General features: G+C 74.0%; 26 protein-coding genes. 12 read left to right on the top strand and 14 right to left on the bottom strand.

Annotated elements, in window-relative coordinates; genetic code table 11:
* Window positions 1-145: 145 nt before the first annotated feature.
* On the bottom strand, window positions 146-1168 hold the full coding sequence (locus AB0D94_RS17010; RefSeq protein WP_362051989.1) for a hypothetical protein: 1023 nt from the start codon (window positions 1166-1168) through the stop codon (window positions 146-148).
* Window positions 1169-1309: 141 nt separating this feature from the next.
* Window positions 1310-2395 (bottom strand): DUF2330 domain-containing protein, encoded by a 1086-nt coding sequence (locus tag AB0D94_RS17005; protein WP_362051987.1) that lies wholly within the window; start codon window positions 2393-2395, stop codon window positions 1310-1312.
* 109 nt (window positions 2396-2504) lie between these two features.
* Between AB0D94_RS17005 and AB0D94_RS17000 the strand changes: the two genes are divergently transcribed.
* Window positions 2505-2981 (top strand): hypothetical protein, encoded by a 477-nt coding sequence (locus tag AB0D94_RS17000; protein WP_362051985.1) that lies wholly within the window; start codon window positions 2505-2507, stop codon window positions 2979-2981.
* 45 nt (window positions 2982-3026) lie between these two features.
* Here the strand turns inward: AB0D94_RS17000 and AB0D94_RS16995 are convergent, their stop codons facing one another.
* Genes AB0D94_RS16995 through AB0D94_RS16975 form a run of 5 tightly spaced genes read right to left on the bottom strand, consistent with a single transcriptional unit; the run spans window position 3027 to window position 7857 of the window.
* Window positions 3027-3680, bottom strand: coding sequence for an HAD family phosphatase (locus AB0D94_RS16995; RefSeq protein WP_362051983.1), 654 nt, complete (start codon window positions 3678-3680; stop codon window positions 3027-3029).
* On the bottom strand, window positions 3677-4798 hold the full coding sequence (locus tag AB0D94_RS16990) for an ABC transporter ATP-binding protein (RefSeq protein ID WP_362051981.1): 1122 nt from the start codon (window positions 4796-4798) through the stop codon (window positions 3677-3679). Before AB0D94_RS16990 ends, AB0D94_RS16995 begins: the two co-directional genes overlap by 4 nt.
* Before the next feature lie 4 nt (window positions 4799-4802).
* Window positions 4803-5819, bottom strand: a complete 1017-nt coding sequence (locus tag AB0D94_RS16985) for an ABC transporter permease subunit (RefSeq protein ID WP_362051979.1) — start codon at window positions 5817-5819, stop codon at window positions 4803-4805.
* Entirely contained in the window at window positions 5807-6730 is a 924-nt protein-coding gene (locus AB0D94_RS16980) for an ABC transporter permease subunit (protein WP_362051977.1), read from the bottom strand. The genes AB0D94_RS16985 and AB0D94_RS16980 overlap by 13 nt, the downstream gene beginning before the upstream one ends.
* The gene (locus AB0D94_RS16975; protein WP_362052114.1) at window positions 6730-7857 is read right to left on the bottom strand and encodes an extracellular solute-binding protein; all 1128 of its coding nucleotides are present in this window, start codon (window positions 7855-7857) and stop codon (window positions 6730-6732) included. Before AB0D94_RS16975 ends, AB0D94_RS16980 begins: the two co-directional genes overlap by 1 nt.
* A gap of 275 nt (window positions 7858-8132) precedes the next feature.
* Between AB0D94_RS16975 and AB0D94_RS16970 the strand changes: the two genes are divergently transcribed.
* Complete coding sequence (locus tag AB0D94_RS16970; RefSeq protein ID WP_362051975.1) at window positions 8133-8879, top strand: GntR family transcriptional regulator; 747 nt, start codon at window positions 8133-8135, stop codon at window positions 8877-8879.
* Between the two features lie 157 nt (window positions 8880-9036).
* Here AB0D94_RS16970 and AB0D94_RS16965 read toward each other — a convergent pair whose 3' ends face one another.
* Both AB0D94_RS16965 and AB0D94_RS16960 read right to left on the bottom strand, forming a co-directional pair.
* Window positions 9037-9741 carry a response regulator transcription factor gene (locus AB0D94_RS16965; protein ID WP_362051973.1) on the bottom strand — a complete coding sequence of 235 codons (705 nt, stop codon included), beginning with the start codon at window positions 9739-9741 and terminating at the stop codon, window positions 9037-9039.
* Window positions 9738-10631: a histidine kinase gene (locus AB0D94_RS16960; RefSeq protein WP_362051971.1), complete on the bottom strand. Its 894-nt coding sequence runs from the start codon at window positions 10629-10631 to the stop codon at window positions 9738-9740. Before AB0D94_RS16960 ends, AB0D94_RS16965 begins: the two co-directional genes overlap by 4 nt.
* 167 nt (window positions 10632-10798) lie before the next feature.
* Here AB0D94_RS16960 and AB0D94_RS16955 point away from each other — a divergent pair, with 167 nt between their 5' ends.
* Together AB0D94_RS16955 and AB0D94_RS16950 are read left to right on the top strand one after the other, a co-directional pair.
* Window positions 10799-11509, top strand: coding sequence for an ABC transporter ATP-binding protein (locus AB0D94_RS16955; protein WP_362051969.1), 711 nt, complete (start codon window positions 10799-10801; stop codon window positions 11507-11509).
* On the top strand, window positions 11506-13812 hold the full coding sequence (locus AB0D94_RS16950; RefSeq protein WP_362051967.1) for an FtsX-like permease family protein: 2307 nt from the start codon (window positions 11506-11508) through the stop codon (window positions 13810-13812). Before AB0D94_RS16955 ends, AB0D94_RS16950 begins: the two co-directional genes overlap by 4 nt.
* Before the next feature lie 20 nt (window positions 13813-13832).
* Here the strand turns inward: AB0D94_RS16950 and AB0D94_RS16945 are convergent, their stop codons facing one another.
* On the bottom strand, window positions 13833-14642 hold the full coding sequence (locus AB0D94_RS16945) for a hypothetical protein (RefSeq protein ID WP_362051965.1): 810 nt from the start codon (window positions 14640-14642) through the stop codon (window positions 13833-13835).
* Between the two features lie 172 nt (window positions 14643-14814).
* On the opposite strand from AB0D94_RS16945, the gene AB0D94_RS16940 reads away from it, so the two are divergent.
* A complete protein-coding gene (locus tag AB0D94_RS16940) occupies window positions 14815-15288 on the top strand; it encodes an STAS domain-containing protein (protein WP_362051963.1) in 474 nt (157 codons plus the stop codon).
* Between the two features lie 39 nt (window positions 15289-15327).
* Window positions 15328-16806: a condensation domain-containing protein gene (locus AB0D94_RS16935; RefSeq protein WP_362051961.1), complete on the top strand. Its 1479-nt coding sequence runs from the start codon at window positions 15328-15330 to the stop codon at window positions 16804-16806.
* Between the two features lie 18 nt (window positions 16807-16824).
* Here the strand turns inward: AB0D94_RS16935 and AB0D94_RS16930 are convergent, their stop codons facing one another.
* From AB0D94_RS16930 to AB0D94_RS16920, 3 genes are all read right to left on the bottom strand, one after another.
* Window positions 16825-18063: a S8 family peptidase gene (locus AB0D94_RS16930; RefSeq protein ID WP_362051959.1), complete on the bottom strand. Its 1239-nt coding sequence runs from the start codon at window positions 18061-18063 to the stop codon at window positions 16825-16827.
* Between the two features lie 120 nt (window positions 18064-18183).
* Window positions 18184-19419, bottom strand: a complete 1236-nt coding sequence (locus tag AB0D94_RS16925) for an RNA polymerase sigma factor (RefSeq protein WP_362051957.1) — start codon at window positions 19417-19419, stop codon at window positions 18184-18186.
* Window positions 19420-19478: 59 nt separating this feature from the next.
* Window positions 19479-19835, bottom strand: a complete 357-nt coding sequence (locus AB0D94_RS16920; protein WP_362051955.1) for a YciI family protein — start codon at window positions 19833-19835, stop codon at window positions 19479-19481.
* Window positions 19836-20033: 198 nt separating this feature from the next.
* Between AB0D94_RS16920 and AB0D94_RS16915 the strand changes: the two genes are divergently transcribed.
* On the top strand, window positions 20034-20411 hold the full coding sequence (locus AB0D94_RS16915) for a hypothetical protein (protein WP_362051953.1): 378 nt from the start codon (window positions 20034-20036) through the stop codon (window positions 20409-20411).
* Between the two features lie 115 nt (window positions 20412-20526).
* On the opposite strand, the gene AB0D94_RS16910 is transcribed toward AB0D94_RS16915, so the two are convergent.
* Complete coding sequence (locus AB0D94_RS16910; protein WP_362051952.1) at window positions 20527-20796, bottom strand: hypothetical protein; 270 nt, start codon at window positions 20794-20796, stop codon at window positions 20527-20529.
* Window positions 20797-20903: 107 nt separating this feature from the next.
* Between AB0D94_RS16910 and AB0D94_RS16905 the strand changes: the two genes are divergently transcribed.
* From AB0D94_RS16905 to AB0D94_RS16885, 5 genes are all read left to right on the top strand, one after another.
* The gene (locus tag AB0D94_RS16905) at window positions 20904-21242 is read left to right on the top strand and encodes a thioredoxin family protein (RefSeq protein ID WP_362051950.1); all 339 of its coding nucleotides are present in this window, start codon (window positions 20904-20906) and stop codon (window positions 21240-21242) included.
* A 224-nt stretch (window positions 21243-21466) separates the two neighbouring features.
* Window positions 21467-22660, top strand: coding sequence for a cytochrome P450 (locus AB0D94_RS16900; RefSeq protein ID WP_362051948.1), 1194 nt, complete (start codon window positions 21467-21469; stop codon window positions 22658-22660).
* Between the two features lie 20 nt (window positions 22661-22680).
* The gene (locus AB0D94_RS16895; protein ID WP_362052112.1) at window positions 22681-22875 is read left to right on the top strand and encodes a ferredoxin; all 195 of its coding nucleotides are present in this window, start codon (window positions 22681-22683) and stop codon (window positions 22873-22875) included.
* Between the two features lie 149 nt (window positions 22876-23024).
* Window positions 23025-23378, top strand: a complete 354-nt coding sequence (locus AB0D94_RS16890; protein WP_362051946.1) for a DUF1304 domain-containing protein — start codon at window positions 23025-23027, stop codon at window positions 23376-23378.
* Entirely contained in the window at window positions 23375-23938 is a 564-nt protein-coding gene (locus tag AB0D94_RS16885; protein ID WP_362051944.1) for a TetR/AcrR family transcriptional regulator, read from the top strand. The genes AB0D94_RS16890 and AB0D94_RS16885 overlap by 4 nt, the downstream gene beginning before the upstream one ends.
* Window positions 23939-24001 lie beyond the last annotated feature (63 nt).

Below are 24001 nucleotides of genomic sequence, written 5' to 3'. Positions count from 1 at the left end.
GCGCGTCGGGCCCGACCGCCGCGCCTGTCCCCGTCGCCCGGGCCGACGCCGGCCCGTACAGACGTCAGCGGACGGCCCGGCGCCGGGCCGTCCGCTCAGGTCAGGTCAGGTCAGGTCAGGTCAGGTCAGGTCAGGTCAGGTCAGGTCAGCTGCCGCACCTGCCGAGGCAGACCCTCGGCTTCTTCTCCGGTGCCTCTGTGTAGGTCATGTACTCCCAGTCGTGGGCCGAGGCGCCCACCACGGTGTCGGCCCAGCCGTCCTGGTAGCGGGCGGAACCGTCGGCCGTCGCCTTGCCCTGCCAGGCGACCGCCGCGCCCGCCGTGCAGTCGACCGACTGCCGGAGCCAGCCGCCGACCTTCCTGCCGCCCTGCTGCTGGACCACGTACACGTGCACCGCGGCCCACACGGACTTGTTGCAGCGCAGGGTGCCGTGGAGCACGGCCTCGCCCTCGGGGGTGACGCTGCCGATCCGGGCGGCCGTCACCGCCAGCGCCAGCGGCGGCGAGGCGGGCGGGGCCTGGATGCGGACCGACCCCCGGGAGGCCGCCGCGCTGCCCTCGCAGCGCTGCTCGAAGTCGGCGTCGAGGAAGTTGAGCCAGCCCTGCGGACTCCAGTCGATCCGGTGCACGGTGAAGCTGCCCGTGAGGCCGGTGCAGTAGCGGCCGTCGCCGGAGAAGTCGATCCCGGGCGCGTTCTCGTGGAACGGGAAGAGGGTGGCTCCGGCGTAGGTCCCGGCGGTGAGCCGCCGGCCCGCCGGGGCGCCGAACGCCACGTACCACCAGGTGTCGCCGTCCCGGACCCGGATCTCCGCCATGTTGCTGCCGGTGCTCCGGTAGACGAGGAAGCTCTGCCCGGGGGTGCCGAAGGATTCCGACCGGCCCTGGGTGACCTCGTCACCGGGGTCACCGCTGAAGGTGAACGTTCCTTCGGAGACGGGCTGTTCGATGGTGGGCAGCTCCGGCGGGTCGTCCGCGGCCGCGGCGGCGGCCGCCCGGGCGTACCTCGGGCCGTGGTCCGCCGTGGTGGACCGCTCCCCGGTTCCGGGCGCCGTCACCACGGCGGTGGCCTGCGCGGCGGCCTGCGCGGTGCCTCCCGCGGCCACTCCCCCGGCCGCGAGCCCCACCAGCAGTCCCGCCGCCGCGACGGCGCGCACGAGCCTGTGGCGCATCGAGCTCCGTACCATTCGGATCCCCCCTGGATTCCGCTGTCATGGTGGAGGCAGCCTAGGGTGCGTCCGGCCGATCAGGCCGGGTCGGGAGGCGGAACGGCCGGAACCGGGGCCTGGCGGGCGGGACTTCGGGTACGCCCCCTACGGCGTCCGGGCCAGGCGGCGGCGACGGCGGCGGGGGGCGGTGAGGGCGGTGCCCGTCACCGCGAGCAGCAGGGCTGCCGACACCGTCAGGAGCCAGACCGGGATGCCGTCCCCCACCGTGAGCAGCTCGTTGCGGTAGATCACCCGCCGGTACGGGGTGTCCTTCGGGGTGGCGCGCAGCTCGTGGTCTCCGTCGATGCGGCCCGGCTCGGGGAAGCTCTGGTCGATGGCGGTCAGGAACACCTTCTCGCCGCCGGTGAGTTCGGACAGCGGGCCCTTCTCGGGCGCGATGGTTCCTGCGAAGGTCACCTTCGGTGCGTTCCCGCCGATCGGGGAGGCGGGCTCCATCCGGTGGTCGGCCAGCACGTACAGGCCGAGCGACTGGCCGGTTCTGGCCATCCGCGACAACCGCATCGGGTAGACGAGCCGGTCGCTGTCGAAGCGGATGCTCAGCGGGTCCAGGTCGCCCCGCAGCGGCTTGCCCGGCTCGCGCGGGGCGAGGCGTACGGCGACGTACTCCCACTTCTGGTCGACGTAGGGCTTGACCTCTGCGGCGAGGCGGTCGGGCAGTTGGAAGCCGTTGGACTCCAGCCAGTTCTTGAGGGCGTCGGGGTCGGTGGCGGTGAGGCGGGCCACGTCGAAGTCTCCGAGCTGCTCGCGGCCGACGACGCCGACTCCGCTGCCCGCGCTGCCCGGCAGCGCGGCGGCGGCTCCGTCGCCGCGGCCGGAGGAGAAGGGCCAGTCGCCGCTGCGCGGCCAGAAGTAGCTACGGGTCCTGCGCTCGGGCCGGGTCATCCGGGCGAGTTCGTCGAACACCTCCCCGTCGCCGAGCTCCACGGTGGCCCGCCCGGGCACGGGCATGATCCAGGCGGCGCGGTGGGCGTCCCCGCCGACGGTGAACCGCATCACGATCCGCTCCGTGCGGCCGTCCCAGCGCACGACGGACGTCTCCCGGTCGACCCCGATCCGGGACCGGCCGTCGGGGACCATCGCCCCGCAGCCGCACGCGTACGCGGGGCTGATCAGCGACCCGAGCTGGGTCACGAGCAGGGCGAACAGCAGGGCGAGGACTCTTCGTTTCATACGCACGGGATCTCAGACGAGAGCCCGGGGGATCCGGTTCCGGGCCCTGGCGAACGGTCCGCGCGGAGTGCCGCTGGCCCCCGGCCTGGCCGAATCGCATACTCCTCCCATGAGAGGGACGGACAAGCGCAGCAGCCCGTTGGTGCCCGACGCTGTGGCGGCGGAGATCGCACGGCACGACTGGGATCGCATCGAGTGCGGCTGCGGGCGTTCCGCGCTGCATCTGGAGGAGACCCTGTGGGCCGCGGCCGAGGGGCATCCGGCCGCGTTCCGGGCGCTGCAGGGGCATGCCTTCGCGGGGACCCGGCTGGCGCCGCCCGCTCCGGCGGTGGCCGGGGTGCTGATGGCCGTGTGGACGGCGGGCCCGCCGCGCCAGTCGACCCGCGAGGCGCTGCTGTGGACGCTGCTGGCCCTGCTCGGCACGGAGGACGACGGGACCTCGCACGAGGCGGGGCTGTACGGGCAGTGCTCCGCGTTCATCCGCCGGGGCCTGCCGGAGCTCCACCGGGAGGCCGCGGCCGCCCCGGGATCGGTGACCGCCGCCTACGCCGAGGGCATCGTGGACATCCTCGGCCTGCGGACCTGAACGGCCCCGCCGGACGGCACGGTTCCGCGCGGGTCCGGCCGGGCGTCACGGCAGCAGGCAGGCCCTCAGCACGTCGGGGGTGACCTCCTCCAGGGACCCGGCGAAGGTGCGCGGCGGCGAGTCCGGCACCGCCAGCAGCGACGGGACCACCAGTACGGCGCATCCGGCGGCCTCGGCCGAGGCCGCGCCGTCCGGCGAGTCCTCCACCGCCACGCAGGCGCCGGGTGGCAGGCCGAGGCGCCGGGCGGCCGTCCGGTACGGGTCCGGGTGCGGCTTGGTCCGCTCGGTGTCGTCGGCGGACACGGTGAAGGCGAAGGGGACGTGGGCGAGGGAGCCGCCGACCACGGAGTCCACGACCACCCGCGGCGATGCGCTGACCAGGGCGAAGGGCACGCCCTCGGCTTCGAGTGCGGCCAGCAGCCGCTGGGCTCCGGGCCGCATCGGGGCCCCTTCCTCCACCTGGCGGAAGAAGAGCGCGGTGAGCGCGGCGGCGACCTCGGCCGGGTCGCCCGCGCCGGTGGCCCGTACGAGGTGCGCGGCGGTGTCCTCGACCGCGCGGCCGACCACCTCGGGCGCGTCCGCGGCGGTGAGCCGGTGGCCGAGGCCGTCGGCGATCTCCTCGGTGGTCCGCCACCAGATCACCTCGGTGTCGACCAGGGTGCCGTCCATGTCGAACAGGACCGCTGCGAGCGCGCTCACGCGGGCCCGGCCACGACGAGGACGGGCCGCTGGGCCAGGCCGACGACGGCCCGGGCGCCGGGGACCAGTGCGCCCGCGTCGCGCGAGGGCAGGTCCGCCTTGACCGGGACCGCGCCGGGCAGTTCGAGGTGGAGCCGGGTCACCGAGCCGAAGAACGAGGCGGAGACCACGGTGGCCGGGCCTTCGGGATCGGCGACGGCCGTGACGTTCTCCGGGCGTACGAGGACCTCGACGTCACGGCCGGCCGGGACGGTCGGCACCGGGCCGTCCACGGGCAGCCGTGCTCCGGCGACCTCCACGAGGCCGGTCCCGGTGAGCCGTCCGGGCAGCCGGTTCATGGTGCCGACGAACTCGGCGACGAACGGGGTCGCGGGACGCTCGTAGAGCTCGGCTGGGGCGGCGCACTGCTCCAGCTTCCCTGCGTTCAGTACGGCCACCCGGTCGGCCATCGACAGGGCTTCCTCCTGGTCGTGGGTGACGAACACGGTGGTGATGCCGAGGGAGAGCTGGAGCCGGCGGATCTCCTCGCGCAGGTTCGACCGTACCTTGGCGTCGAGCGCGGAGAGCGGCTCGTCGAGCAGGAGCACGCGCGGGCGCAGGGCCAGGGCGCGGGCGAGGGCGACGCGCTGCTGCTGGCCGCCGGACATCTGGTGCGGGTAGCGGTCGCCGTGGTCGGGGAGGCCCACCAGGTCCAGGAGTTCGGCGGCCCGTTCGCGGCGCTGCGCCGCGCCGACCTTGCGCACCCGCAGACCGAAGGCGACGTTGTCGCGGGCGCTGAGGTTCGGGAAGAGGCTGTAGGACTGGAAGACCATGCCCGCGTCACGGCGGTTGGCCGGGACGCCGGTGATGTCCCGGCCGTCCACGAGGACTTCGCCGGAGTCGGGCTGCTCGAAGCCTGCGAGGACCCGCAGGGCGGTGGTCTTGCCGCAGCCCGACGGGCCGAGCAGGGCGAGGAGTTCGCCGGGCTCCACGGTCAGGTCGAGTCCGTCGAGGGCGACGGTGGAGCCGAACGACCTGCGCAGGCCGCGGAATTCGACGCGCGCGCCCACGGGGCCGGCCGTGCCTTCGGGGTCCGCGGGCTTCCTGGACGCGGGAAGGGCGGTGGGCGAGGTAGGCATGGGGTCAGGACTCCTTGCGGGAGGGGGTGGCGGGGGCGGCCGCGGCGGTGGAGGGGCTGGTCCCGGCCCGCGAGAGGGCGAGCAGCAGCAGCCAGGTGATGAGGAGGCTGAGGATCGAGACGGCCACCGACATCCGGGCGTGGGCTCCGGAGATCGAGACGATCCACACGGCGAAGGGCCGGAACCCGAGGAGGGAGGAGATGGTGAACTCGCCGAGGACCAGGGCCAGGGTGAGGAAGGCGGCTCCGGCGAGCGAGGACCTCAGGTTCGGCAGCAGCACGCGCACGACGACGTGGAACCAGCCGGCGCCGCAGCTGCGGGCGGCCTCGACCAGCGTCGGCACGTCGACGGCGCGCAGGCCCGCGTCGAGCGAGCGGTGGACGAAGGGCAGTGCCAGCACCGTGTAGGCGAGGACCAGGACGACGGGGAAGTCCTCGTTCTGGACGGCGAGGAAGGTCTGGTAGAGCGGGGTCCGCGAGAGGTGTTCGGGTCCCCAGCGCAGCACGGTGGTGATGCCGGTGACCAGGGCGATCGGCGGCACCACGAGCGGCAGCATGCACATCACCTCGACGACCGGGCGCAGCCGGGGCGAGCCGAGCCGTACGGCGATCAGCGCGGGCACCGCGAGCAGCAGGGACAGCGCGATGGTGGCGGCGGCCAGGCCGAGGGAGAGCAGCAGGCTCTCGGTGAACCCGTCGGCGGAGAGCAGCTGGGTGTAGGCCTCGAAGGAGACGCCCTGCCCGGGCACGTGCACGGTGAAGACGAAGGAGGCGAGCAGCGGGACGAGGAAGTACGCGCCCGCGAGGAGGAGAACGGCTCCGCGCCAGACGCGGGGCCTGCGGCGTGCCCGCCGAGGGGCCGCCGGGCGGGGTGCCTTCGCGGACCCGGCCTCGTCCCCGGCCGGGGTGGCGGGGGCGTGGGCGGGCGGGGTCGCCGCGTCGGACGGGGTCGCCGGGTCGGACGGGGTCGCCGGGTCGGACGGGACCGCCCGGGCCGGCGCGGGCGGGATCATCGCAGCCATCGGGCACTCCGTCGCTGGAGGGGCAGGTAGACCGCCATGACCAGGCCGGCGATCAGGATCATGTCGAGGCCGAGGGCGAGCGCCACGTTCTCCTGGCCGGTGAGCACGTTCCCCGACAGCGCGTCCGCGATCTTGAGGGTGACCAGCGGGACGGAGCCGCCGACGAGTGCGGCGGCCGTGGCGTGGGCGGCGAAGGCGGTGCCGAAGAGCAGCACGAATCCGCCGAGCAGGGAGGGCGCGAGCACCGGCAGGCCGACGTGGCGCCAGAACTGCCGGCTGGTGGCCCCGCTGTTCTGGGCGGCCTCGCGCCACTGCGGGCGCAGCCCGTCCAGCGCCGGGGCGATCACGAGCACCATGAGCGGGGTCAGGAAGTACAGGTAGACCACGGTGAGGCCGGTGAAGGAGTACAGGTTCCAGCCGTGGTCGGTGAGCCGGCCGAGCTGGGTGAGGACTCCGGAGATGCCGACGGTGGCGATGAAGGCGAAGGCCAGCGGTACGCCGCCGAAGTTGGCGAGCACGCCCGAGGCCGTGAGGGCGGCTCCGCGCAGGGCCGGGGAGCCCGAGGTGACCACGGCCTGGGCGATGAGCACGCCGAGGACCGCGCCGATCAGGGCGGTCAGGGCGGACAGCTGGACGCTGCCGACGAGCGAGCCGAGGTAGGGGCCCTGGAGGGAGCGCGCGAGGTGCTCACCGGTCGCCTGGGTGGCGCCGGTCGCCGGGTCGGTACGGGTGACCGCGCCGAAGGCGATGGACCCGAGCGGGACGCCGAAGCAGAGCCCGGTGAAGGCGAGGAGCGGGACGGCCGCTAGCCAGGTGCGCGGGCCGCGCCGCCGGCGGCGGGTACTGCCGCCGGCGGTGCGGTCGACGGACGGGCCCGTCGTCGTGTGGGGGGTGGTGGGAGAGGCGGACATCAGGAGAGGGCCTTGTCCCACTTCTCGGCGAGGGTGGCCTTGGCCTTGTCGAGCTCTTCGGAGGCGGGGAAGGCCGGGGTTCCCTGCACCTGCGGGAGCTTGGCGACGGCGTCCTTGTCGGCGGTGCCGTCCTGGGTCATGACGGGCAGCAGGACCGGGCGGGCGTACCCCTTGAGCCAGAGGTTCTGGCCCTCGGCGCTGTAGAGGAACTCCATCCACAGGCGGGCGGCGGCCGGGTTCGGGGCCTCCTTGTTGATGGCCTGGGAGTAGAACTGGGCGAAGACGCCGTCGGAGGGGACGGTGACCTTCCAGTCGACGCCCTTGCCCTTGACCTGCTCGGCGTAGCCCGCGTTCAGGTAGTCCCAGTCGATGGAGATGGGCGTCTCGCCCTTCTCGACGGTGGCCGGGGTGGACTCGACCGGGATGAAGTTGCCGCTCTTGCGCAGCTGCCCGAAGAAGTCGATGCCCGGCTGGATGTCGCCGAAGGAGCCCTTGTTGGCGAGCGCGGCCGCGTAGACGCCGCCGAAGGCCGAACCGGACTTCGTGGGGTTGCCGTTGAGGGCGACCTTGCCCTTGTACTCGGGCTTGGCCAGGTCGGCGAAGGTCTGCGGGCAGGTCTTGATGCGCGCGGCGTCGCAGCCGATGGAGACGTAGCCGCCGTAGTCGTTGTACCAGCGGCCGTCGGCGTCTTTCTGGCCGGCGGGGATCTTGTCCCAGGCGGCGACCTTGTACGGGGCGAAGAGGTTCTCGGCGGCGCCGCTGCGGGCGAAGGCGATGCCGAGGTCGAGGACGTCGGGGGCGCGCTTCTGGCCCTTGCGGGACTTGACGGCGGCGATCTCGTCGGAGCTGGAGGCGTCCGGGTTCTCACTGTTGACCTTGATCTTGTACTTGGCTTCGAAGGCCTTGATGATCTCGCCGTAGTTCGCCCAGTCCGGCGGCAGCGCGATCACGTTGAGCTGGCCCTCCTTCTGCGCGGCGGCGACGAGGGCCTCCATCGAGCCGAAGTCGGCCACCGAGGCCGCGGCGCCCGGCTGCGGCTGGTTCTTCGCGTCGCCGGCGCCGCCGGCGGGCTGGTCGGGGGCGGCACCACACGCGCTGAGCGTGGTGAGGACGGCGGCGCTGAGCAGTACGGCCGCACCGCGACGGGCGGAGGAACTGAGCACGGTCTCTCCCGGAGACTAAGGCAGAAGGAGGAGCTGACTTGTCTGAACAAGTTGGCTCCAGTTCGCCCGGGTCCGCTGTACGGACGGTGAACGGCGCCCGTCTCCGGAAGCACGGCTCGGCGAAGAAGGAGATTGACCGGAAGCAGCCTCGACAGGACCTGCTGGAATGATCATGCGTTACCCGTACACAGTGGTCCCGGGACGAGGATCCGGGACACGGCGAGCAGGGGGAGAACGGCATGGGCACGGTCCGGTACCTGGAGATCGCCGAGGCGCTGCGCGCGGCGATCCTCTCCGGCGAACTCCCCGTGGGCGCCCGGCTGCCCTCCGAGAGCGATCTGGCCGCGCGCTGGTCGGCCTCGCGCGGGACGGTCCGGCAGGCGGTCGCCACGCTCGCCACGGAGGGGCTGATCGGATCCCGCCAGGGGGCGCGCAGGATCGTCCTGCGCCAGGAGCGCCGGCACAGCTTCGGCGAGCTCAACAGCTTCGCCCAGTGGGCCGAGGGGATCGGGCACACGGCCGCCAGCCGGTTCCTGTCCCGGACCCGCCGGCCGGCCACCGCCGAGGAGGCCGGCCGCCTCGCGCTGGCGCCGGGTACCGAGATCCTCGCCGCGCTGCGGCTGCGGCTGCTCGACGGGGAACCGACCATGGTGGAGCGGACCGCGTACGCCGACTGGGTCGCCGCGGCGGTCGAGGCGATGCCCGTGGACTGCCGCTCCGTCATGGACGGCCTGGCCGAGGGCTCGGGGGTCGTCGCCCACTACGGCGAGCACCTCATCGACGCCCTGCCCGCGGGCAGCGAGGACGCCCGGCTGCTGGGGGTGCGGCGCGGCAGCCCGCTGCTGCGCCAGCGGCACGTGTCCGCGACGGGCACGGGCCGTCCGATCGAGTGGTCCGACGACCGCTACCTGGCCGGCAGCGTCACCTTCAGTGTGAGCAACTCGGCGGTAGCAACACCCTTGGAGCGGCACGCAGGCGACCGCTGAGGCCCCCTCGTCCAGGGCGCACGCGGCCCCGGCGACGGCCCCCGGCAGCCAGTCGGCGACCCGGCCGAAGCCGTAACCCGGCTCCGCGGCACGGCCGTTGTCCTTGGCACGGGCCCGGTCGAAGGAGAAGACCGGTCGCCCGCTACGGGAAGACCCGCTACGACGCGCCCGGCGTCACCAGGCCCGTCTCGTAGGCGAGTACCACGGCCTGGGCCCGGTCCCGGAGAGACAGTTTCGCGAAGATCCGGGCCACGTGGGTCTTCACGGTGGCTTCGCTCAGGGTCAGCTCCTGAGCCAGTTCGGCATTGGATCGGCCGTGGCCCATCAAGGTCAGCACCTCGCGTTCGCGCGGGGTCAACGCGGCGAGTTCCGGGCGGTCCCGGGCCGGCCCGTCGGCGCCCGCAGTAGCCGGAGCGCAGCGTTCCACCAGGCGGCGGGTGATCGACGGGGAGAGCAGCGCGTCACCGGTACCGACCAGCCGGACGGCGGCTGCGAGATGGGCGGGGGTGACGTCCTTGAGCAGGAAGCCGCTGGCTCCGGCGGCGAGCGCGGCGTACACGTAGCGGTCGAGGTCGAAGGTGGTCAGCATGATCACCCGGCAGCCCGGGGACTCGGCGAGGATCCGCCGGGCGGCCTCCAGGCCGTCCATGTTCGGCATCCGGATGTCCAGCAGTACGACGTCCGGGCGCAGTCGGCGCACCGCCGTGACGGCCTCCACCCCATCGGCGGCCACGCCGACCACCTCGATCCCACGGGCCGTCAGGATCAGCTGGAACCCGGTGCGGACGAGCTCCTGGTCGTCGGCGATCACCACCCGGGGCCCGGACGCGGCGCCCCCGGGGGACGCGGCGGGCGCCGTCACGGCCGGTCCAGCGGGAGGCGGGCGCGGACCCGGAAGCCGCCGCCGAGGCGGCGGCGGGCGTCGAGGTCTCCGCCGTAGACGGCGACGCGCTCGCGCAGCCCGAGCAGGCCCCGGCCGGTTCCGTCGGCCTGGGGCGCCGCTCCACCGGGGCCCCGCCCCGGTCGCTCCCCCGGCGTACCCGGGCCGGGGGCCGGACCGCCTGACAGGGCGCTCGGCCCGCCGTTGAGCACTTCCACGCGCAGCGCGTGCTCCGCGTACCGCACCGTCACCATCGTCTTCGCCCCGTCCGCGTGTTTGAGTGCGTTGGTCAGTGACTCCTGGATGATCCGGTACGCCGTGACGTCGATCCCGGCGGGCAGCGGCCGCGGTTCGCCGGATATGCGCACCTCCACCGGCAGGCCCGCGAAGGCGAACCGGTCGATCAGCGGGCTCAGCCGGTCCAGGCTCGGCTGCGGCGACTGCGGTGACGGCCCGACGGCGGGCCGCGCCCCGTACGCCTCGTACGGCTCGTCCGTGCCGTCCTGGGCGGGCGCGAGCAGTCCCAGCAGGTGCCGCAGCTCGGTCATCGTGTTCCGTCCGGCGCTCTCCACGGCTCCCATGGCCGCCGCGGCCGCCTCCGGCATGGTGCCCAGCACCTCGCGGGCGGCTCCGGCCTGGACCACCATCAGGCTGACGTTGTGGCTGACGATGTCGTGGAGCTCCGCCGCGATCCTGGCCCGTTCGGCGTCCACGGCCGTACGGGCCGCCGCTTCGCGTTCCCGTTCCAGCAGCCAGCCCCGCTCCCCCAGGGCCGCCCTGTGCGCGCGCCGCGCGCGCAGCAGTGCCACGCCCAGCCCGGCGGCCACGGCGGCGGCGGCGCAGGCCACGGCCACCGCGATGATCAGTCCCACCCCGAACTCCCCTGCCCCGTAAGTCCCGCGGCCCGCGCACCGCGTTCCGCGCACCCCGTTCCGGTCATTGTGCCGGAGGACCCGCGTACATCCCCAGGATGACCTGCCCGGGCCTTTACATCCGGGGGCTGACGCCCCGTCCGCGGGGCCCGCTCTAGGTTCGGGCCATGACAACTGATCACGACAGCACACGGCCCGTGGCGGTGCGGCTGGACGGCGTGTACAAGGAGTACGGCGACGCGAGGGCCCTGGACGGCCTGTCGCTGGAGATCCGGGCGGGCGAAGCGGTCGCCGTGATGGGTCCCTCCGGCTGCGGCAAGTCCACGCTGCTCAACATGGTGGCCGGACTGGACCGGCCCACCTCGGGCCTGGTCGAGGTCCACGGCCAGGACCTCGGCGGGCTCGACGAGACCGGGCTGGCGCTGTTCCGGCGCCGCAACATCGGCATGATCTTCCAGTTCTTCAACCTCATCGACGATCTGCCCGCGCTCGACAACGTGGCCCTGGCCGCCCAGCTGACCGGCACACCGGCCCGGCAGGCCCGCCGCCGGGCCCTGGAACTCCTCGACGAACTCGGCGTCGCCGACCGCCGCGACAGCTACCCGGCGACCCTCAGCGGCGGCGAGCGCCAACGCGTCGCCGTGGCACGGGCATTGATGAACCGCCCAGCCCTGCTGCTGGCGGACGAGCCGACCGGCGCCCTCGACAGCCGCGCCGGGGAACAGGTGATGGACCTGCTGATCGACCTCAACCAGATCGGCCAGACCCTGTTGATCGTCACCCATGACCCGCAGCTGGCCACCCGGTGCGCCAGCCGGCTCGTCGAGGTCGCCGACGGCCGGGTGGCCCGCGAGAGCGTTCTGGAGGCGAGGGCGTGAGCGCCGTGTGGAGGGCCTCGCGCGCGGCCGTGAAGCGCCGCCGGCTCCAGACCTTCGTCATCGGGCTCGTCGTCCTGTGCTCGACCACGACCGTCCTCCTCGCGCTGGGTCTGCTCGACACCGCGTCGAGCTCCTTCGACAAGGCGTACGCCGCCCAGCGCGGCGCACACGCGGTGGCTACGTTCGACTCCGCGAAGGTCTCGCCGGAGCAGCTGGCGCGGACCGCGGAGCGGCCGGGGGTCCGGGCCGCGGCCGGGCCCTTCGGCCAGGCAGTCGTCGACATCCCCCAGGGCTGGCTGTGGATGGCGGGGGGCACCCTCACGGTGGTGGGCCGCGCCGATCCGGCCGGCCCCGTGGACCGGATCGAACTGCTGGAGGGCCGCTGGGCCACCGCGCCCGGCGAGATCGTCGTCAACTGGCCGTCCATGGGCTCCCCCGGCAGGGAGTTGCTGGGCACCAGGCTGGAGAAACCGGGAGCGCCGACGCTGACCGTCGTCGGGTTCGCGGCCAGCATGAGCAAGTCGGCGAGCGCCTGGGTCGCACCCGAGCAGCTGGCCGCGCTGCACCCCTCCGCCACCCAGATGCTCTACCGCTTCACACACGCCTCGACGCGGGCGCAGCTGGACTCCGGGCTGGCCGGGGCCACCGCCGGGCTGCCCTCGGAAGCCCTGACCGGCGCGCAGGACCACCTCACCCTCAAGCGGGCCTTCTCGGCCTTGGCCGACTCGTACCTCCCGTTCATGGTCCTCTTCGGCGTCCTGGGCCTGCTGGTCTCCACCCTGATCGTGGGGAACGTGGTCAGCGGGGCGGTCGTCTCCGGGTACCGGCACATCGGGGTGCTCAAGGCGCTGGGCTTCACCCCGAACCAGGTGGTGGCCGTGTACCTGATGATGACGGCCCTGCCGGCCGTCGTCGGCTCCGTACTCGGCACCCTGCTCGGCTCGGCCCTCGCCGGGCCCGTCCTGAAGGTCTCGTTCAGCGGCATCGAGACGGGCCAGGCCGCGGTGGACGGCATCGGAGCGTGGGTGTCGGTGGTCCCCCTGGTGGGGATGCCGGCCCTCGTCCTGCTGACCGCGCTGGTACCCGCCCTGCGGGCGCACCGGCTGCCCGCCGCACAGGCGATCAGCACGGGCGGAGCGCCGACGGCCGGGCGCGGGCGGCGCGTCCAGCGGGTGCTGGCCCACACCCAGCTGCCGCTCCCGGTCAGCCTCGGCCTCGGCCAGCCGTTCGCCCGCCCCGCGCGCACCCTGCTGACCATGGCGGCCATCGTCCTCGGGGTCACCACGGTGACTCTGGCCACCGGGCTGACCAGCACGATGCTCGCGTACGACGCCGCCGGCCGCGGCGACGGCGGCCCCAGGGTCCGGGTGGAGGTGGCGGGACCGCGGGACGGCCGCACCCCGCCCCTGCTGAGCGACCTCCAGATCGAGGAGCGGCTGCGGTCGCTGCCCGGGGATCCTCGGGTACGGGCCCGCGCGCTGGCCCAGGTGGGCATGGTCGGGCACGCCCAGCCCGTCTTCGCCGACTTCTACCGCGGGGACGCCGTCTACGGCGACGTGATCGTCGATGGCCGCGCGCCGGCGGCGGCGGGCGAGGTCGCCGCCGGGCCTGCGTTCCTCACCCAGTTCGGGCTGGAGGTGGGTGACGAGGTCACCCTGACGCTGAACGGCAGGCAGGTCCGGGCGACCGTCGTGGGCCGGCTCGTGGAGGGCAATGACCGGGCCGTGGAGGCCACCTGGCACACCCTCGCCCGGCTCGCCCCGGACACACACGCCATCGAGTACACGGTGCGGCTCGCCCCCGGCGCCGACGCCCGGGCGTACGCGCAGGCGGTCCAGGCCGCCGATCCCGGGCTGAGCGCGTCGGTGTCGGACACGGGGAACAGCGGCACCACCACCGTCGTCACCTTCTCCACGGTGTTCACGGTGCTGCTGACCGTCGTCGCCTCGCTCGGCGTCTTCAACACCGTCCTGCTGAACACCCGCGAGCGCCGCCGGGACCTGGGGATGCTCAAGTCCATCGGCATGACGCCCCGGCAGGTGGTGGCGATGACGGTGACCTCGGTCGCGGGGCTGGGCGTGGTCGGCGGGCTGATCGGCCTGCCGCTCGGGATGGCCGCGCACCGGCTCGTCGTCGACCACGTCGGGGTGGTCGCCTTCCCCGAGTCCATGAAGGACGTGTGGCACGCGCCGCAGCTGACCGCGATGCTGCTGGCGGGCGTGGCGATCGCGGTCCTGGGCGCCCTGCTCCCGGCCCGCGCGGCAGCGCGCATGCCGATCGCCTCGGTCCTGCACACCGAATGACCCTCATCGCGCCGGGGGTGTCAGTCGGTGACGGGCTCGTCCTCCGACGGGTTCGCTCCGGTGGCGCGCAGGCGCTGGTCGGCGGCGGCTGCCGCGCGGCGGGCCTCTCCGGCCGCGTGGGCGGCGGCGCGCAGCCGTTCCTCGGCCTCCGCCGCGGCGGCCGCGGCGTGTTCCGCCTCCTCGACCGCGCGCCGGTGGGCCTGCTCGGCCAGCCGGCGCTCGTCCTCCCGGGCCGTGGCGGCCCAGTGGGCGTCCTGGGCGGCGGCCCGCGCGGCGGCGGCCTCGCGGCGGTCGGACGGCTTCCGCGCGGCGGGTCGCTTCCGCGCGGGGGCGGGCGGCGCCGCGTCCGGGTCGAGGGCGGGGAACTCCGTCACCGCGGCCGGGGGCTTCGCGAGCCGGCCCGAGGCCCACGCCTCGGCCGCCTCCGGATCGGCGAGGACGGCACGGAGGATCTGCTCGACCTCCCGCACCACCGCCTCGGAGACCGGCGACCCCGCCTCCGCGGCCAGCCGCACCGCCTCCCGGGCCAGCGCCCCGATCACCACGTGCTGTTCGTGCGAGAGCTCGCGCAGCTGGTCCCCGTCCAGGGACCGGTGGGCCTCCCGTAGTGCCTGCCCCAGCTGGCGGAACTGCTCGACCTCCTCCGGCTTCTCCCGGACCAGCAGGTTCGACGTCCAGGCCGCCAGTGTGGGACGCCGCAGCGCCCGGATCCGCTTCGCCGCCGCCGGGTCCCCCTCCCGCTTCGCCCGGGCCGCGGCCGCGTCCCGTTCCGCCGTGAACCCCGCCGGGGCCAGCCCGTACAGCGCATCGATGACCTCTTCCACATCCACGCCGCCCACTGTCGGCCATCACGGGCCGCGGACGAGGGACGCGCAGCCGTGGCACCGGGACGGGACGAAGATCGCCGGAACGGCGCAGTACCTCGGCCCGCGCGGGTGAAACAGGGGCGCGCACCGGTTCCTGCCTGGGGTGCGGCCCGTTGCAGCAGGCATGCGCACTCCGATGGACGCCCCGATACACGCCCCGGCACCCTCCCCGTCCGAAGCGGCCTCCCCAGCTCCGTCCGAAGCCGCGTCCGCCGCCACCGCCGCCCCGCACGGGTCCTTCGCCGGCCTCGCCGCGGAGTCCGGCCCCGACCCCCTCCCCCGCATACGGGCCACGCTTCGCGACGGCGTCCTCGCCGTCAGCCTGGCCGGGGAGTTCGACCATTTCAGCTCCGCCCCGCTGCGCGGACTCCTCGCGGAGGGAGCCGCCCGCGGCGCGCGGCGCCTCGTCCTCGACACGGCCCTGGTCACCTTCTGCGACTCGGCCCTGCTCCACGCACTGGACCAGTGGGCCCGCGGCGGCGGCCGTGCGGAACTGGCCACCGCCTCCCGGCCCGTCCGCCTGCTGCTGGCCACCGCGGCCCGCGCACGGCGTCCGGGCCCGGGGGGCCCGCAAGTCGTTCCGTCACTTCCCCGGGCCGGAGGTCGTTAGGGCCTGGGGGGTTGACTCGGGGGGCGAAGGGATGACGGCATGCGGCAGTTTCCTCTGGAGATGCACCACGTGGCACCCGGTCGGGTGGTCGAGTGGCGGTTGCGGACCACGGCGGCGGAAGCCGACGGTCCGTACGGCGAGTCGGGCAGGTGGGCCTCCTTCAACCAGGAGAAGCACTTCACCGTCGCAGAGGAGAGCCGCGCCGCCGACGACCCCGTCGCCTCGTGGGTCTCGGTCACCTTCGAGGTGACCGGGCCGCTGGACGAACCGGCCCTGGCCCGGGCCCTGCTCTCCTTCGTCCAGCGCCACGAGGTGCTGCGGTGCGCGTTCCGCCGTCTCGCCGGTGAGCTGGCCTGCGAGCCCTTCGACCCCGCCGGGCTCTCCCTCGAGGCCCAGCACGTGGGCACGTTCGAGACCTCCGAGCGGCTGGGCGGCTTCCTCGCCGAGCGGTTCAAGCAGAGCATCGACACCCTCTCCTGGCCGCTGTTCATCATGGGCGCGGTCCTGCGCGAGGACTCCGCGACCGTCTACCTCACCTTCGACCACATCGTGTGCGACGGCATGTCGATGCCGATCGTCGTCCACGAGGTACTGACCGCCTACGAGGCCCTGTGCCGCGGCGAGGACATCGCGCTGCCCCCCGCCCCGAGCTACCTCGACTTCGCGGAGGAGCAGCGCGGCCGCTACCTCTCCATCGATGCGAGCGACGAACGCCTCGGCTACTGGAAGGAGTTCATGGCGCGCGGCGGCGAGTTCTTCCCCCGCTTCCCGCTCGACCTCGGTGTCGAGCCGGACCGCTTGTACCCGATCGTCAACGAGGCCTCGATGCTGCTGGACGCGGCCGAGGCGGAGGTGTTCGAGAAGGTCTGTCTGACGGTCGACGGGAAGCCGTTCATGGGGGTGCTCGCCGCCGTCGCCGTGTGCCTGCGCGAGGCGGGCGGTCCCGGTGTCTACCGCGGGTTCATGCCGGTCAGCGAGCGCGGCCGGGGGGTGTGGACGGACTCGGTGGGCTGGTTCGTGAACACCATGCCCATCGAGTTCGACGCCTCGCCCGGCCGGGACTTCGCCCAGGTGATGGCTTCGGTCCGGTCCGGGTTCACCGAGATGATCGGCCACATCGACGTGCCGTTCGTCCGGGCGTGGGAGCTGCTGGCGCCCGAGGAGTTCGCCGCCCGCTCCTGGCCGTACCCGGTGAACTTCTTCTCGTACATCGACATGCGCAAGTGCCGGGGCGCCGACCGCCACGAGGACTGGCGGCCCGCGTCCCACGTGTGGTCGGCGCGGGCCAACGGGGCCTGCTCCTGGTTCCAAAGGGACGCGGACGGCCTGCACATGAACTCCATCTACGTGGACACGGACGCGGCCCGCCGCACCATGGGCGACTTCCAGGAGGCGCTGCGCGGGACGGTCCAGGAGATCGCACGCTCCGGCGGATTCCGCCGGCCGGTCGCGCTCACCGCGCCCCGGCGGCCGGTCGGGACCCCGCGGGACGTGGCGGCGTTCTCCCGGACCCGCTGAGCCGGATCCCCGCGGCCCCTACTCGTAGAGGGTGTGGAGGAGGCGGTCGGGTACGACCGGCGGGGTGCCTTGCAGGACTCCGGTCGTGGCGCCCGCGACCAGGGCATGCTTGACCTGGCCGGGGGTGGCCGCCGGGTGCCGGGCGAGGTGGAGCGCCGCGGCGCCGGCCGTGTGGGCGGTCGCCGCCGAGGTGCCGCTGAGCGTCGCGGTGGCGGTGTCGCTGTCCTTCCAGGCCGAGGGGATCGCCACTCCGGGCGCGAAGAGGGCCACGCATGTGCCGTAGTTGGAGGAGGAGGCACGGCGGTCCAGACTGTCGCTGGCGCCGACTGCGATGATCTCGGGGAGCCGGGCGGGCGAGATGGAGCAGGCCCCGTCGGGCCGGCCGGAACTGCCCGCCGAGGCGGTGTAGGTGATCCCGGCGCGGATGGAGTTGCGTACGGCCGCGTCGAGGACGGTGCTGACCGCGCCGCCCAGGCTCATGTTCGCGACGGCGGGGCGGACCGCGTTCGCCGTCACCCAGTCGACTCCGGCGATGACCCCGGAAGTGCTGGCGGAGCCCTGGCAGTTGAGGACCCGTACGGCCACCGGCCGTGCCTCCTTGGCCACTCCGTAGGTGCGGCCCGCGGCGATCCCGGCCATGTGGGTGCCGTGGCCGTGGCAGTCGTTGCCGTTCTGGCCGTCGCCCACCGTGTCGGTCCCGACGGACGCCCGCCCGCCGAACTCCGCGTGGGTGGTGCGCAGTCCCGTGTCGATGACGTACACGCGGACGGCCGGGGCGGTGGTGCGGTACGTGTACGTGGTGGACAGCGGGAGCTTGCGCTGGTCGATCCGGTCGAGGCCCCAGGGGGCGTTCGGCTGGGTCGCCGCCGGAGCGGAGGCCCTGTCCGCCGCCTGCGCCGAGGCGTCCAGGGTGACCCGGGTGTCCTGGTGCACGCGGGCCACGCGCGGGTCGGCGGCCAGCCGGGCCGCCTGGGCGCGGCTCATCCGGGCGGAGAAGCCGTTGAGGGCCGAGCGGTACACGTGGCCGAGCCGGGCGCCGTCCGCCCGGGCCAGGAGTGCGTGGACGGACCGGCTCCCGGCGGGTTCCTTGAGTACCACGATCCAGCTGTCGGGGACCGCCGTCTCGGCGGGTCCCGCGAGCTGTAACTCCCCTGTGGGGGCGGCTTCCGCGGCGGCTGTCGGGCCGATGGGCAGGGCGGCGGCGGCGAGCACGGCGGCGGACACGAGCAGGCGGCGGCAACGTCTGGGGACGGTCATCTCCGGTGCACCTGGACCTTTCGTCGACCGGGTGTGGGGCCCGCCAGGGTGCACCCGTCCCGCGCGCCGCCACAAGAGCGCCCTCCCGGCCAGTACGGGCCCCGCCCGGGAGGATTCAGGTCAGGTCCGGGTCCGGGCCGCCCGGCGCAGGAGCAGGGCGCGTTCCTGCGCGTTGCGGGTCAGCGAGGCGGCCCGCTCGAACTCGGCGCGGGCCTCGTCCGGCCGGCCGAGGCGCTCCAGCAGGTCGCCCCGTACGCTCGGCAGCAAGTGGTAGGAGCGCAGGGCCGGTTCCTCCGCGAGGGCGTCGACCAGCGGCAGCGCCGCCTCCGGCCCGTGGGCCATGGAGACGGCGACGGCCCGGTTGAGTTCCACCACCGGCGAGGGGACGAGCAGCACGAGGCGCCCGTACAGGGTGGCGATCGTGGTCCAGTCGGTGTCCTCGTAGCGGACGGCCGCCGCATGGCAGCCGGCGATCGCCGCCTGGAGGGAGTACGGGCCGCTGCCCGCGCGGCGCATCGCTTCGACGCCCCGGTGGATGAGCAGGCGGTTCCATCTGGCCCGGTTCTGGTCGGCGAGCAGTACGGGCTCCCCGTCGGGCCCGGTGCGGGTGGCGATCCGGGAGGCCTGGAACTCCAGCAGCGCGGCGAGCCCGTGCACCTCGGGCTCCTCGGGCATCAGGGCGGCCAGGACGCGGGCCAGCCGCAGGGCGTCCTCGCACAGGGCCGGGCGCACGAGGTCGTCGCCGGCGGTGGCGGAATAACCCTCGTTGAAGATGAGGTAGATGACCTCCAGGACGGAGGCGAGCCGGGCTTCACGGTCGGTGCCGTACGGGACCTCGAAGGGCACGCCGGCCGTGGCCAGGCTCCGCTTCGCCCGGACGATGCGCTGGGCGACGGTGGCCTCGGAGGCGAGGAAGGCGCGGGCGATCTCCTGGGTGGTCAGCCCGCCCATCAGGCGCAGGGTGAGCGCGATCCGGGCATCGGTCGCCAGGACGGGATGGCAGGCGGTGAAGATCAGCCTGAGCAGGTCGTCGTCGATGTCGTCCGGGTCCGGCGGTTCGGCGGGCGGCCGCACGTCCTCCAGGCTCCGGCCGACCTCGGCGAGCTTGCGCGCGTACGTCTCCTTGCGGCGGACGAGGTCGATGGCGCGGTGTTTGGCGGTGGCCATGAGCCAGGCGCCCGGCTTGTCGGGAACTCCCGCGTCCGGCCACTGTTCGAGGGCGGCGACGAGGGCGTCCTGCGCGAGTTCCTCCGCGATGCCGACGTCCCGCACGATGCGGGCGACACCGGCGATGATCCGCGCGGACTCGATCCTGAACACCGCTTCGACCGCCTGGGCCGTGCTCGCTGCCGTCACGGCCACCCATCAGAGCAGCCGTGACGTGGCAGGGCAAACGCGGCGCGGGCCGCGCGGGCTCACATCTCCTGGATCTCGCGCACCTCGGCGCTGAGGTTCCAGTGCGCCGGGTGGATCTCCAGGAAGCGCTTGGTCCACTCGATGGCCTCGGCCTTGTCCTTGCACTGGCTCAGGGAGTAGCCGCCGACGACCTCCTTGGTCTCGGTGAAGGGACCGTCGGTGTAGCTGATCTTCCCGTCGGACCAGGTGAGCCGGGTGGCCTCGGAGGTGGGGAGCAGTCCGGCGGTGTCGAGCATGACCCCGGCCTTGGTGATCTCCTCCAGGAGGGCGCCCATGCGCTCCTCGAAGTCGGCGGGGAAGCCCTCGGTGGGGAGGTTCTGCTCGTCGATGCGGATCATCGTCAGGAAGCGCGGCATGGTGACTCCTCGGTCGGGAGGGCGGGGCTTTCCCTGCCTCTCACCCCTGCGTCGATCGGGAGACGGCCGGATCGACGGCTCCCGGGAAATTCTTCAGAGATTTTTCCGGGGCGGCCACCGGGCCGGGTCGCCTGGCCCGGAGACTCCCCCTACTCGCGAGTAGGATCGCGGCCCCAGGCCCCTCCGAGAGGAACCCCGATGCCGCGCGTCCCCTCTTCCCCCATGCTGCTCGCCGGTCTGCTGGCCGGTGCCGCCGTCGCGCACGCCGTGGCGCCCAAGCAGTTCGACGCGATCGTTCCGCGCTCGCTGCCGGGCAGCCCGCGGCAGTGGACGTACGCGAGCGGCGCGGCCGAGCTCGCGCTCGCGGCCGGGGTCGCCCATCCGCGGACCCGCCGGGTGGCGGCGCTGGCCACGGCGGCCTTCTTCGTCGGCGTGTTCCCGGCGAACGTCAAGATGGCCGCCGACGCCCGGCGGCGTTCCCCCGCCGTCCAGGCGGTGGCGCTGGCCCGGCTGCCGCTCCAGGTACCGCTGGTGCTGTGGGCCCGCCGGGTGGGCCGCGGCGCCGCGGCCCGCTGACGCGTCCGGATCCGGTCCGGATCCGGTCCCGGCTCCTGCTCCTTCTCCTGCCTCCGTGCCGGAAGAGCGGTACGGAGCCCCCGGTCGCACGTCGGCGGACCGGGGGCTCCGCCGCTCAACGGCTGTCCCCCGCCCAGTCCCAGCGGCCCGGGTCCCCCGCGCGGCGCCGGTAGTGGGCGCGGCCGCCGGCTCCGTAGCGCCCTATCTCCGTGGGCAGCCGGGCCTCCTCGGCGAGCTGCGGCGCGCTCCAGCCGGTGATGTCCAGCAGGAGCCCGTCCAGCGGGCCGCCCACGAGTTCGCCGTAGACGTGGCCGGGGCGCGGGCCGGGGTCGGGGTCTTCGTGGTCGGCGCCGTAGACCCGGCGCCGTAGCATCCTGTCGTCCATGGGCCCAGCTTCACAGGCGCCACTGACATCGGGACCTGCGGCGGAGCAGCGATGATGGTGGCCGCCCTCCGATCACGGGGGGGGCGCACGAGCGAGGAGCACCACGCATGGCACGTCGGGTACACCAGCCACTGGAGAACCAGGAGTTCGACTTCATCCTGTCCATGGCGCCCGGGCCGGTTCTCGCCTACTTCTGCGGATCCTGGCCCAAGGCCCTGGAGGCGTGCCGCGCCATGGACGCGGTCGTGGCGGAGCTGGCCGAGGAGTACGGCACGCGGTTCACCGCCGTCCGCACCGACATGACCCGCTGCCCCGAGCCCACCCGGCGCTACGCCGTGACCGGCGCGCCGACCGCCGTGCTGATCAAGGACGGCGAGGCGGTGGCCACGCGCGAGGGGCCGATGGCGCGCGAGGAGTTCCGGGCGTTCCTGGACGCCCACCTCTGAGCTGGCGTTCCTGGACGCCCACCTCTGAGCTGGCGTTCCTGGACGCCCACCTCTGAGCTGGCGTTCCTGGACGCCCACCTCTGAGCTCCTGGCCCGACCGCCCGGGCCCCGCTGGGCCCCCCGGGCGAACACGGGCGATCTGGCCGGAAGTGGCATAGGTGGGATAGGTGCCTCAGGCATGTAATGGGTCCGGCAAGACGGACCCATCGCCTGCGAGGTGCACCATGCCAGAATCCGCCGCCCTGGCCTTTCCCCAAGACCGGACCTGCCCCTACCATCCGCCGGCCGCCTACGAACCCCTGCGGGAGGGGCGGCCCCTCAGCCGCGTCACCCTCTTCGACGGCCGGTCCGTATGGGTGGTCACGGGCCACTCCGAGGCGCGGGCCCTGCTCTGCGACGGCCGGCTCTCGTCCGACCGCCAGAACGCCGCGTTCCCGTCGCCCACCCGGCGCTTCAAGGACCTGAGCAACCGGCGCCCCGCGCTCCTCGGGGTCGACGATCCCGCGCACAACGTCCAGCGCCGGATGCTGATCCCCAGCTTCACCCTGAAGCGGACCGCCATCCTCCGCCCGCGCATCCAGCAGACCGTGGACCGGCTGATCGACGCCATGGTCGCCAAGGGCCCCGCCGCGGAGCTGGTGGGCGACTTCGCCCTGCCGGTGCCGTCGATGGTGATCTGCGCGCTGCTCGGGGTCCCGTACGAGGACCACGAATTCTTCGAGGGCCGGACGCGGCGGCTGCTGCGCGGACCCGAGGCGGCCGACGTGGAGGAGGCCCAGCGGCAACTCGACGCGTACTTCCGCGACCTGATCGAGCGCAAGCGCCGCGATCCGGGCGACGGGCTGCTCGACGAGCTGATCACCGAGCGCCTGGAGACCGGTGAGGTCGACATCGAGGAGCTGGTCGCGCTGGCCACGATCCTGCTGGTCGCGGGGCACGAGACCACCGCCAACATGATCTCGCTCGGCACGTTCACCCTGCTGCGGCACCCGGAGCAGCTGGCCGAACTCCGGGCGGACCCGTCCCTGATGCCGGAGGCCGTGGAGGAGCTGATGCGCTTCCTGTCGATCGCGGACGGGATGCTGCGGGTGGCCACCGAGGACATCGAGATCGGCGGGGTGACGATCCGCGCGGACGACGGGGTGATCTTCTCGACCTCCGTCATCAACCGGGACGCGGCCGTGTTCGCGGAGCCGGACGCGCTGGACTGGCACCGGCCCACCCGGCACCACCTGGCCTTCGGCTTCGGCATCCACCAGTGCCTCGGCCAGAACTTGGCCCGCGCCGAGCTGGAGATCGCGCTGGGCACCCTGTTCGACCGGCTGCCGGGACTGCGGCTGGCGGTCGAGCCGGACCGGATCCCGTTCAAGCCGGGAGACACCATCCAGGGCTTGATCGAACTCCCCGTGGCGTGGTGAGGCGGATGGCGGCCGACCCCGTGCACATCGAGATCGACACCGGCGTCTGCATCGGCGCGGGCCAGTGCGCCCTGACCGCGCCGGAGGTCTTCACCCAGGACGACGACGGTTTCAGCCAGCTGCTTCCGGGCCGCGAGGACGGCCGGGGCGGCGCGCTGGTCCGCGAGGCGGCGCGTGCCTGCCCGGTCTCGGCCATCTCCGTGCGGCAGGCCTGACCGGCCCGCTCCGGTGGGGCCCGGGCTGCCGGGCTCCACCGGCCGGATCCGGCGGCGGACGGATCCCGCGGCGGGCGGAGAGGCTTCGGCAATCCGACTTCCTGTACAGTTGTCCAGGAAATCACATCCTCGGAGAAGCGGAGCCGGCCGTGCACACCGTCGCCCAGGTCCTCATCGGCACAGTCGCCGCCCTGCACGCGTACTTCCTGGTCCTGGAGATGTTCCTGTGGCAGCGGCCGCCCGGCCGCTCGCTGTCCGGCTTCGACGCGGACACCGCCCGCCTCACGGCACCCCTCGCCGCCAACCAGGGCTTGTACAACGGCTTCCTCGCCGCCGGCCTGATCTGGTCGCTCGTCATCGACTCGCTCGCCACGCAGATCTTCTTCCTCGCCTGCGTGATCATCGCCGGGGTGTACGGGGCCGCGACCGCCAACCGCCGGATCCTCATCGCCCAGGCCCTGCCCGGCGCCCTGGCCCTCGGCGCGGCGCTGCTGGCCGCATGAGCCCGGAAGACCCCCGTACCGCCCGCACCAAGGCCCGGCTCCGCGAGAGCCTCCTCGCCGAGTGCGCCGGCCGGCCGCTCGCCGAGGTCAGCGTCTCGGCAGTGGTCCGCCGGGCCGGGGTGGGCCGCGCCACCTTCTACCTGCACTACGAGGACCTCACCGCGCTCGCCGTGGACGCGTGCGCCGGCGTGGTGCACGCCGCGGTGGACGCCCTGCACGCCTGGCAGACGGAACCGGCGGCGCTCCCCCCGGCCCTGCCCCCGGCCGCGCTGGCGCGGTTCCTGAGCGGCGCGGCCGACCGGGCCCCGCTCTACCGCACCCTGCTGCTGCCGGGCGGGGCGGGCCCCCTCGGCGACCGCCTGAACCGGGAACTGCGCGCCCGCGCCCGCGCCGAACGCGAGGCGGTGGGGGCCCCGCACCCCGACCTCGTCGCCTCCGCGGTCGCCGCCACCTTCACCGGCGTGCTCGCGGACTGGCTCCACGACACCGTCCCGGCGGACCCGGACGCCCTGGCCGGCCACCTGTGGCGGCTGCTGATCGCCCTCCACCGGGCCGTCTGAGCGGGCACGGACGCGCGTGAGCCCCGCCGGGCGGACCGGCGGGGCTCACGTCACGGGCACGGC

Origin of the sequence: Streptomyces sp. NPDC048255 (assembly GCF_040652415.1) — a bacterium.
GTDB lineage: Bacteria > Actinomycetota > Actinomycetes > Streptomycetales > Streptomycetaceae > Streptomyces.
Note: the sequence above shows the minus strand (reverse complement) of the source record. Positions and strands in the feature narration are given on the sequence as shown.

Coding starts and splice junctions, on each gene's coding strand:
- AB0D94_RS16940 (WP_362051963.1), top strand. CDS start 14,815: ATGGACGCCCCGATACACGCCCCGGCACCCTCCCCGTCCGAAGCGGCC.
- AB0D94_RS16970 (WP_362051975.1), top strand. CDS start 8,133: ATGGGCACGGTCCGGTACCTGGAGATCGCCGAGGCGCTGCGCGCGGCG.
- AB0D94_RS16990 (WP_362051981.1), bottom strand. CDS start 4,798: ATGCCTACCTCGCCCACCGCCCTTCCCGCGTCCAGGAAGCCCGCGGAC.
- AB0D94_RS16915 (WP_362051953.1), top strand. CDS start 20,034: ATGCCGCGCGTCCCCTCTTCCCCCATGCTGCTCGCCGGTCTGCTGGCC.
- AB0D94_RS16900 (WP_362051948.1), top strand. CDS start 21,467: ATGCCAGAATCCGCCGCCCTGGCCTTTCCCCAAGACCGGACCTGCCCC.
- AB0D94_RS16985 (WP_362051979.1), bottom strand. CDS start 5,819: ATGGCTGCGATGATCCCGCCCGCGCCGGCCCGGGCGGTCCCGTCCGAC.
- AB0D94_RS17005 (WP_362051987.1), bottom strand. CDS start 2,395: ATGAAACGAAGAGTCCTCGCCCTGCTGTTCGCCCTGCTCGTGACCCAG.
- AB0D94_RS16980 (WP_362051977.1), bottom strand. CDS start 6,730: ATGTCCGCCTCTCCCACCACCCCCCACACGACGACGGGCCCGTCCGTC.
- AB0D94_RS16885 (WP_362051944.1), top strand. CDS start 23,375: ATGAGCCCGGAAGACCCCCGTACCGCCCGCACCAAGGCCCGGCTCCGC.
- AB0D94_RS17000 (WP_362051985.1), top strand. CDS start 2,505: ATGAGAGGGACGGACAAGCGCAGCAGCCCGTTGGTGCCCGACGCTGTG.
- AB0D94_RS16930 (WP_362051959.1), bottom strand. CDS start 18,063: ATGACCGTCCCCAGACGTTGCCGCCGCCTGCTCGTGTCCGCCGCCGTG.
- AB0D94_RS16920 (WP_362051955.1), bottom strand. CDS start 19,835: ATGCCGCGCTTCCTGACGATGATCCGCATCGACGAGCAGAACCTCCCC.
- AB0D94_RS16935 (WP_362051961.1), top strand. CDS start 15,328: ATGCGGCAGTTTCCTCTGGAGATGCACCACGTGGCACCCGGTCGGGTG.
- AB0D94_RS16955 (WP_362051969.1), top strand. CDS start 10,799: ATGACAACTGATCACGACAGCACACGGCCCGTGGCGGTGCGGCTGGAC.
- AB0D94_RS17010 (WP_362051989.1), bottom strand. CDS start 1,168: ATGCGCCACAGGCTCGTGCGCGCCGTCGCGGCGGCGGGACTGCTGGTG.
- AB0D94_RS16910 (WP_362051952.1), bottom strand. CDS start 20,796: ATGGACGACAGGATGCTACGGCGCCGGGTCTACGGCGCCGACCACGAA.
- AB0D94_RS16905 (WP_362051950.1), top strand. CDS start 20,904: ATGGCACGTCGGGTACACCAGCCACTGGAGAACCAGGAGTTCGACTTC.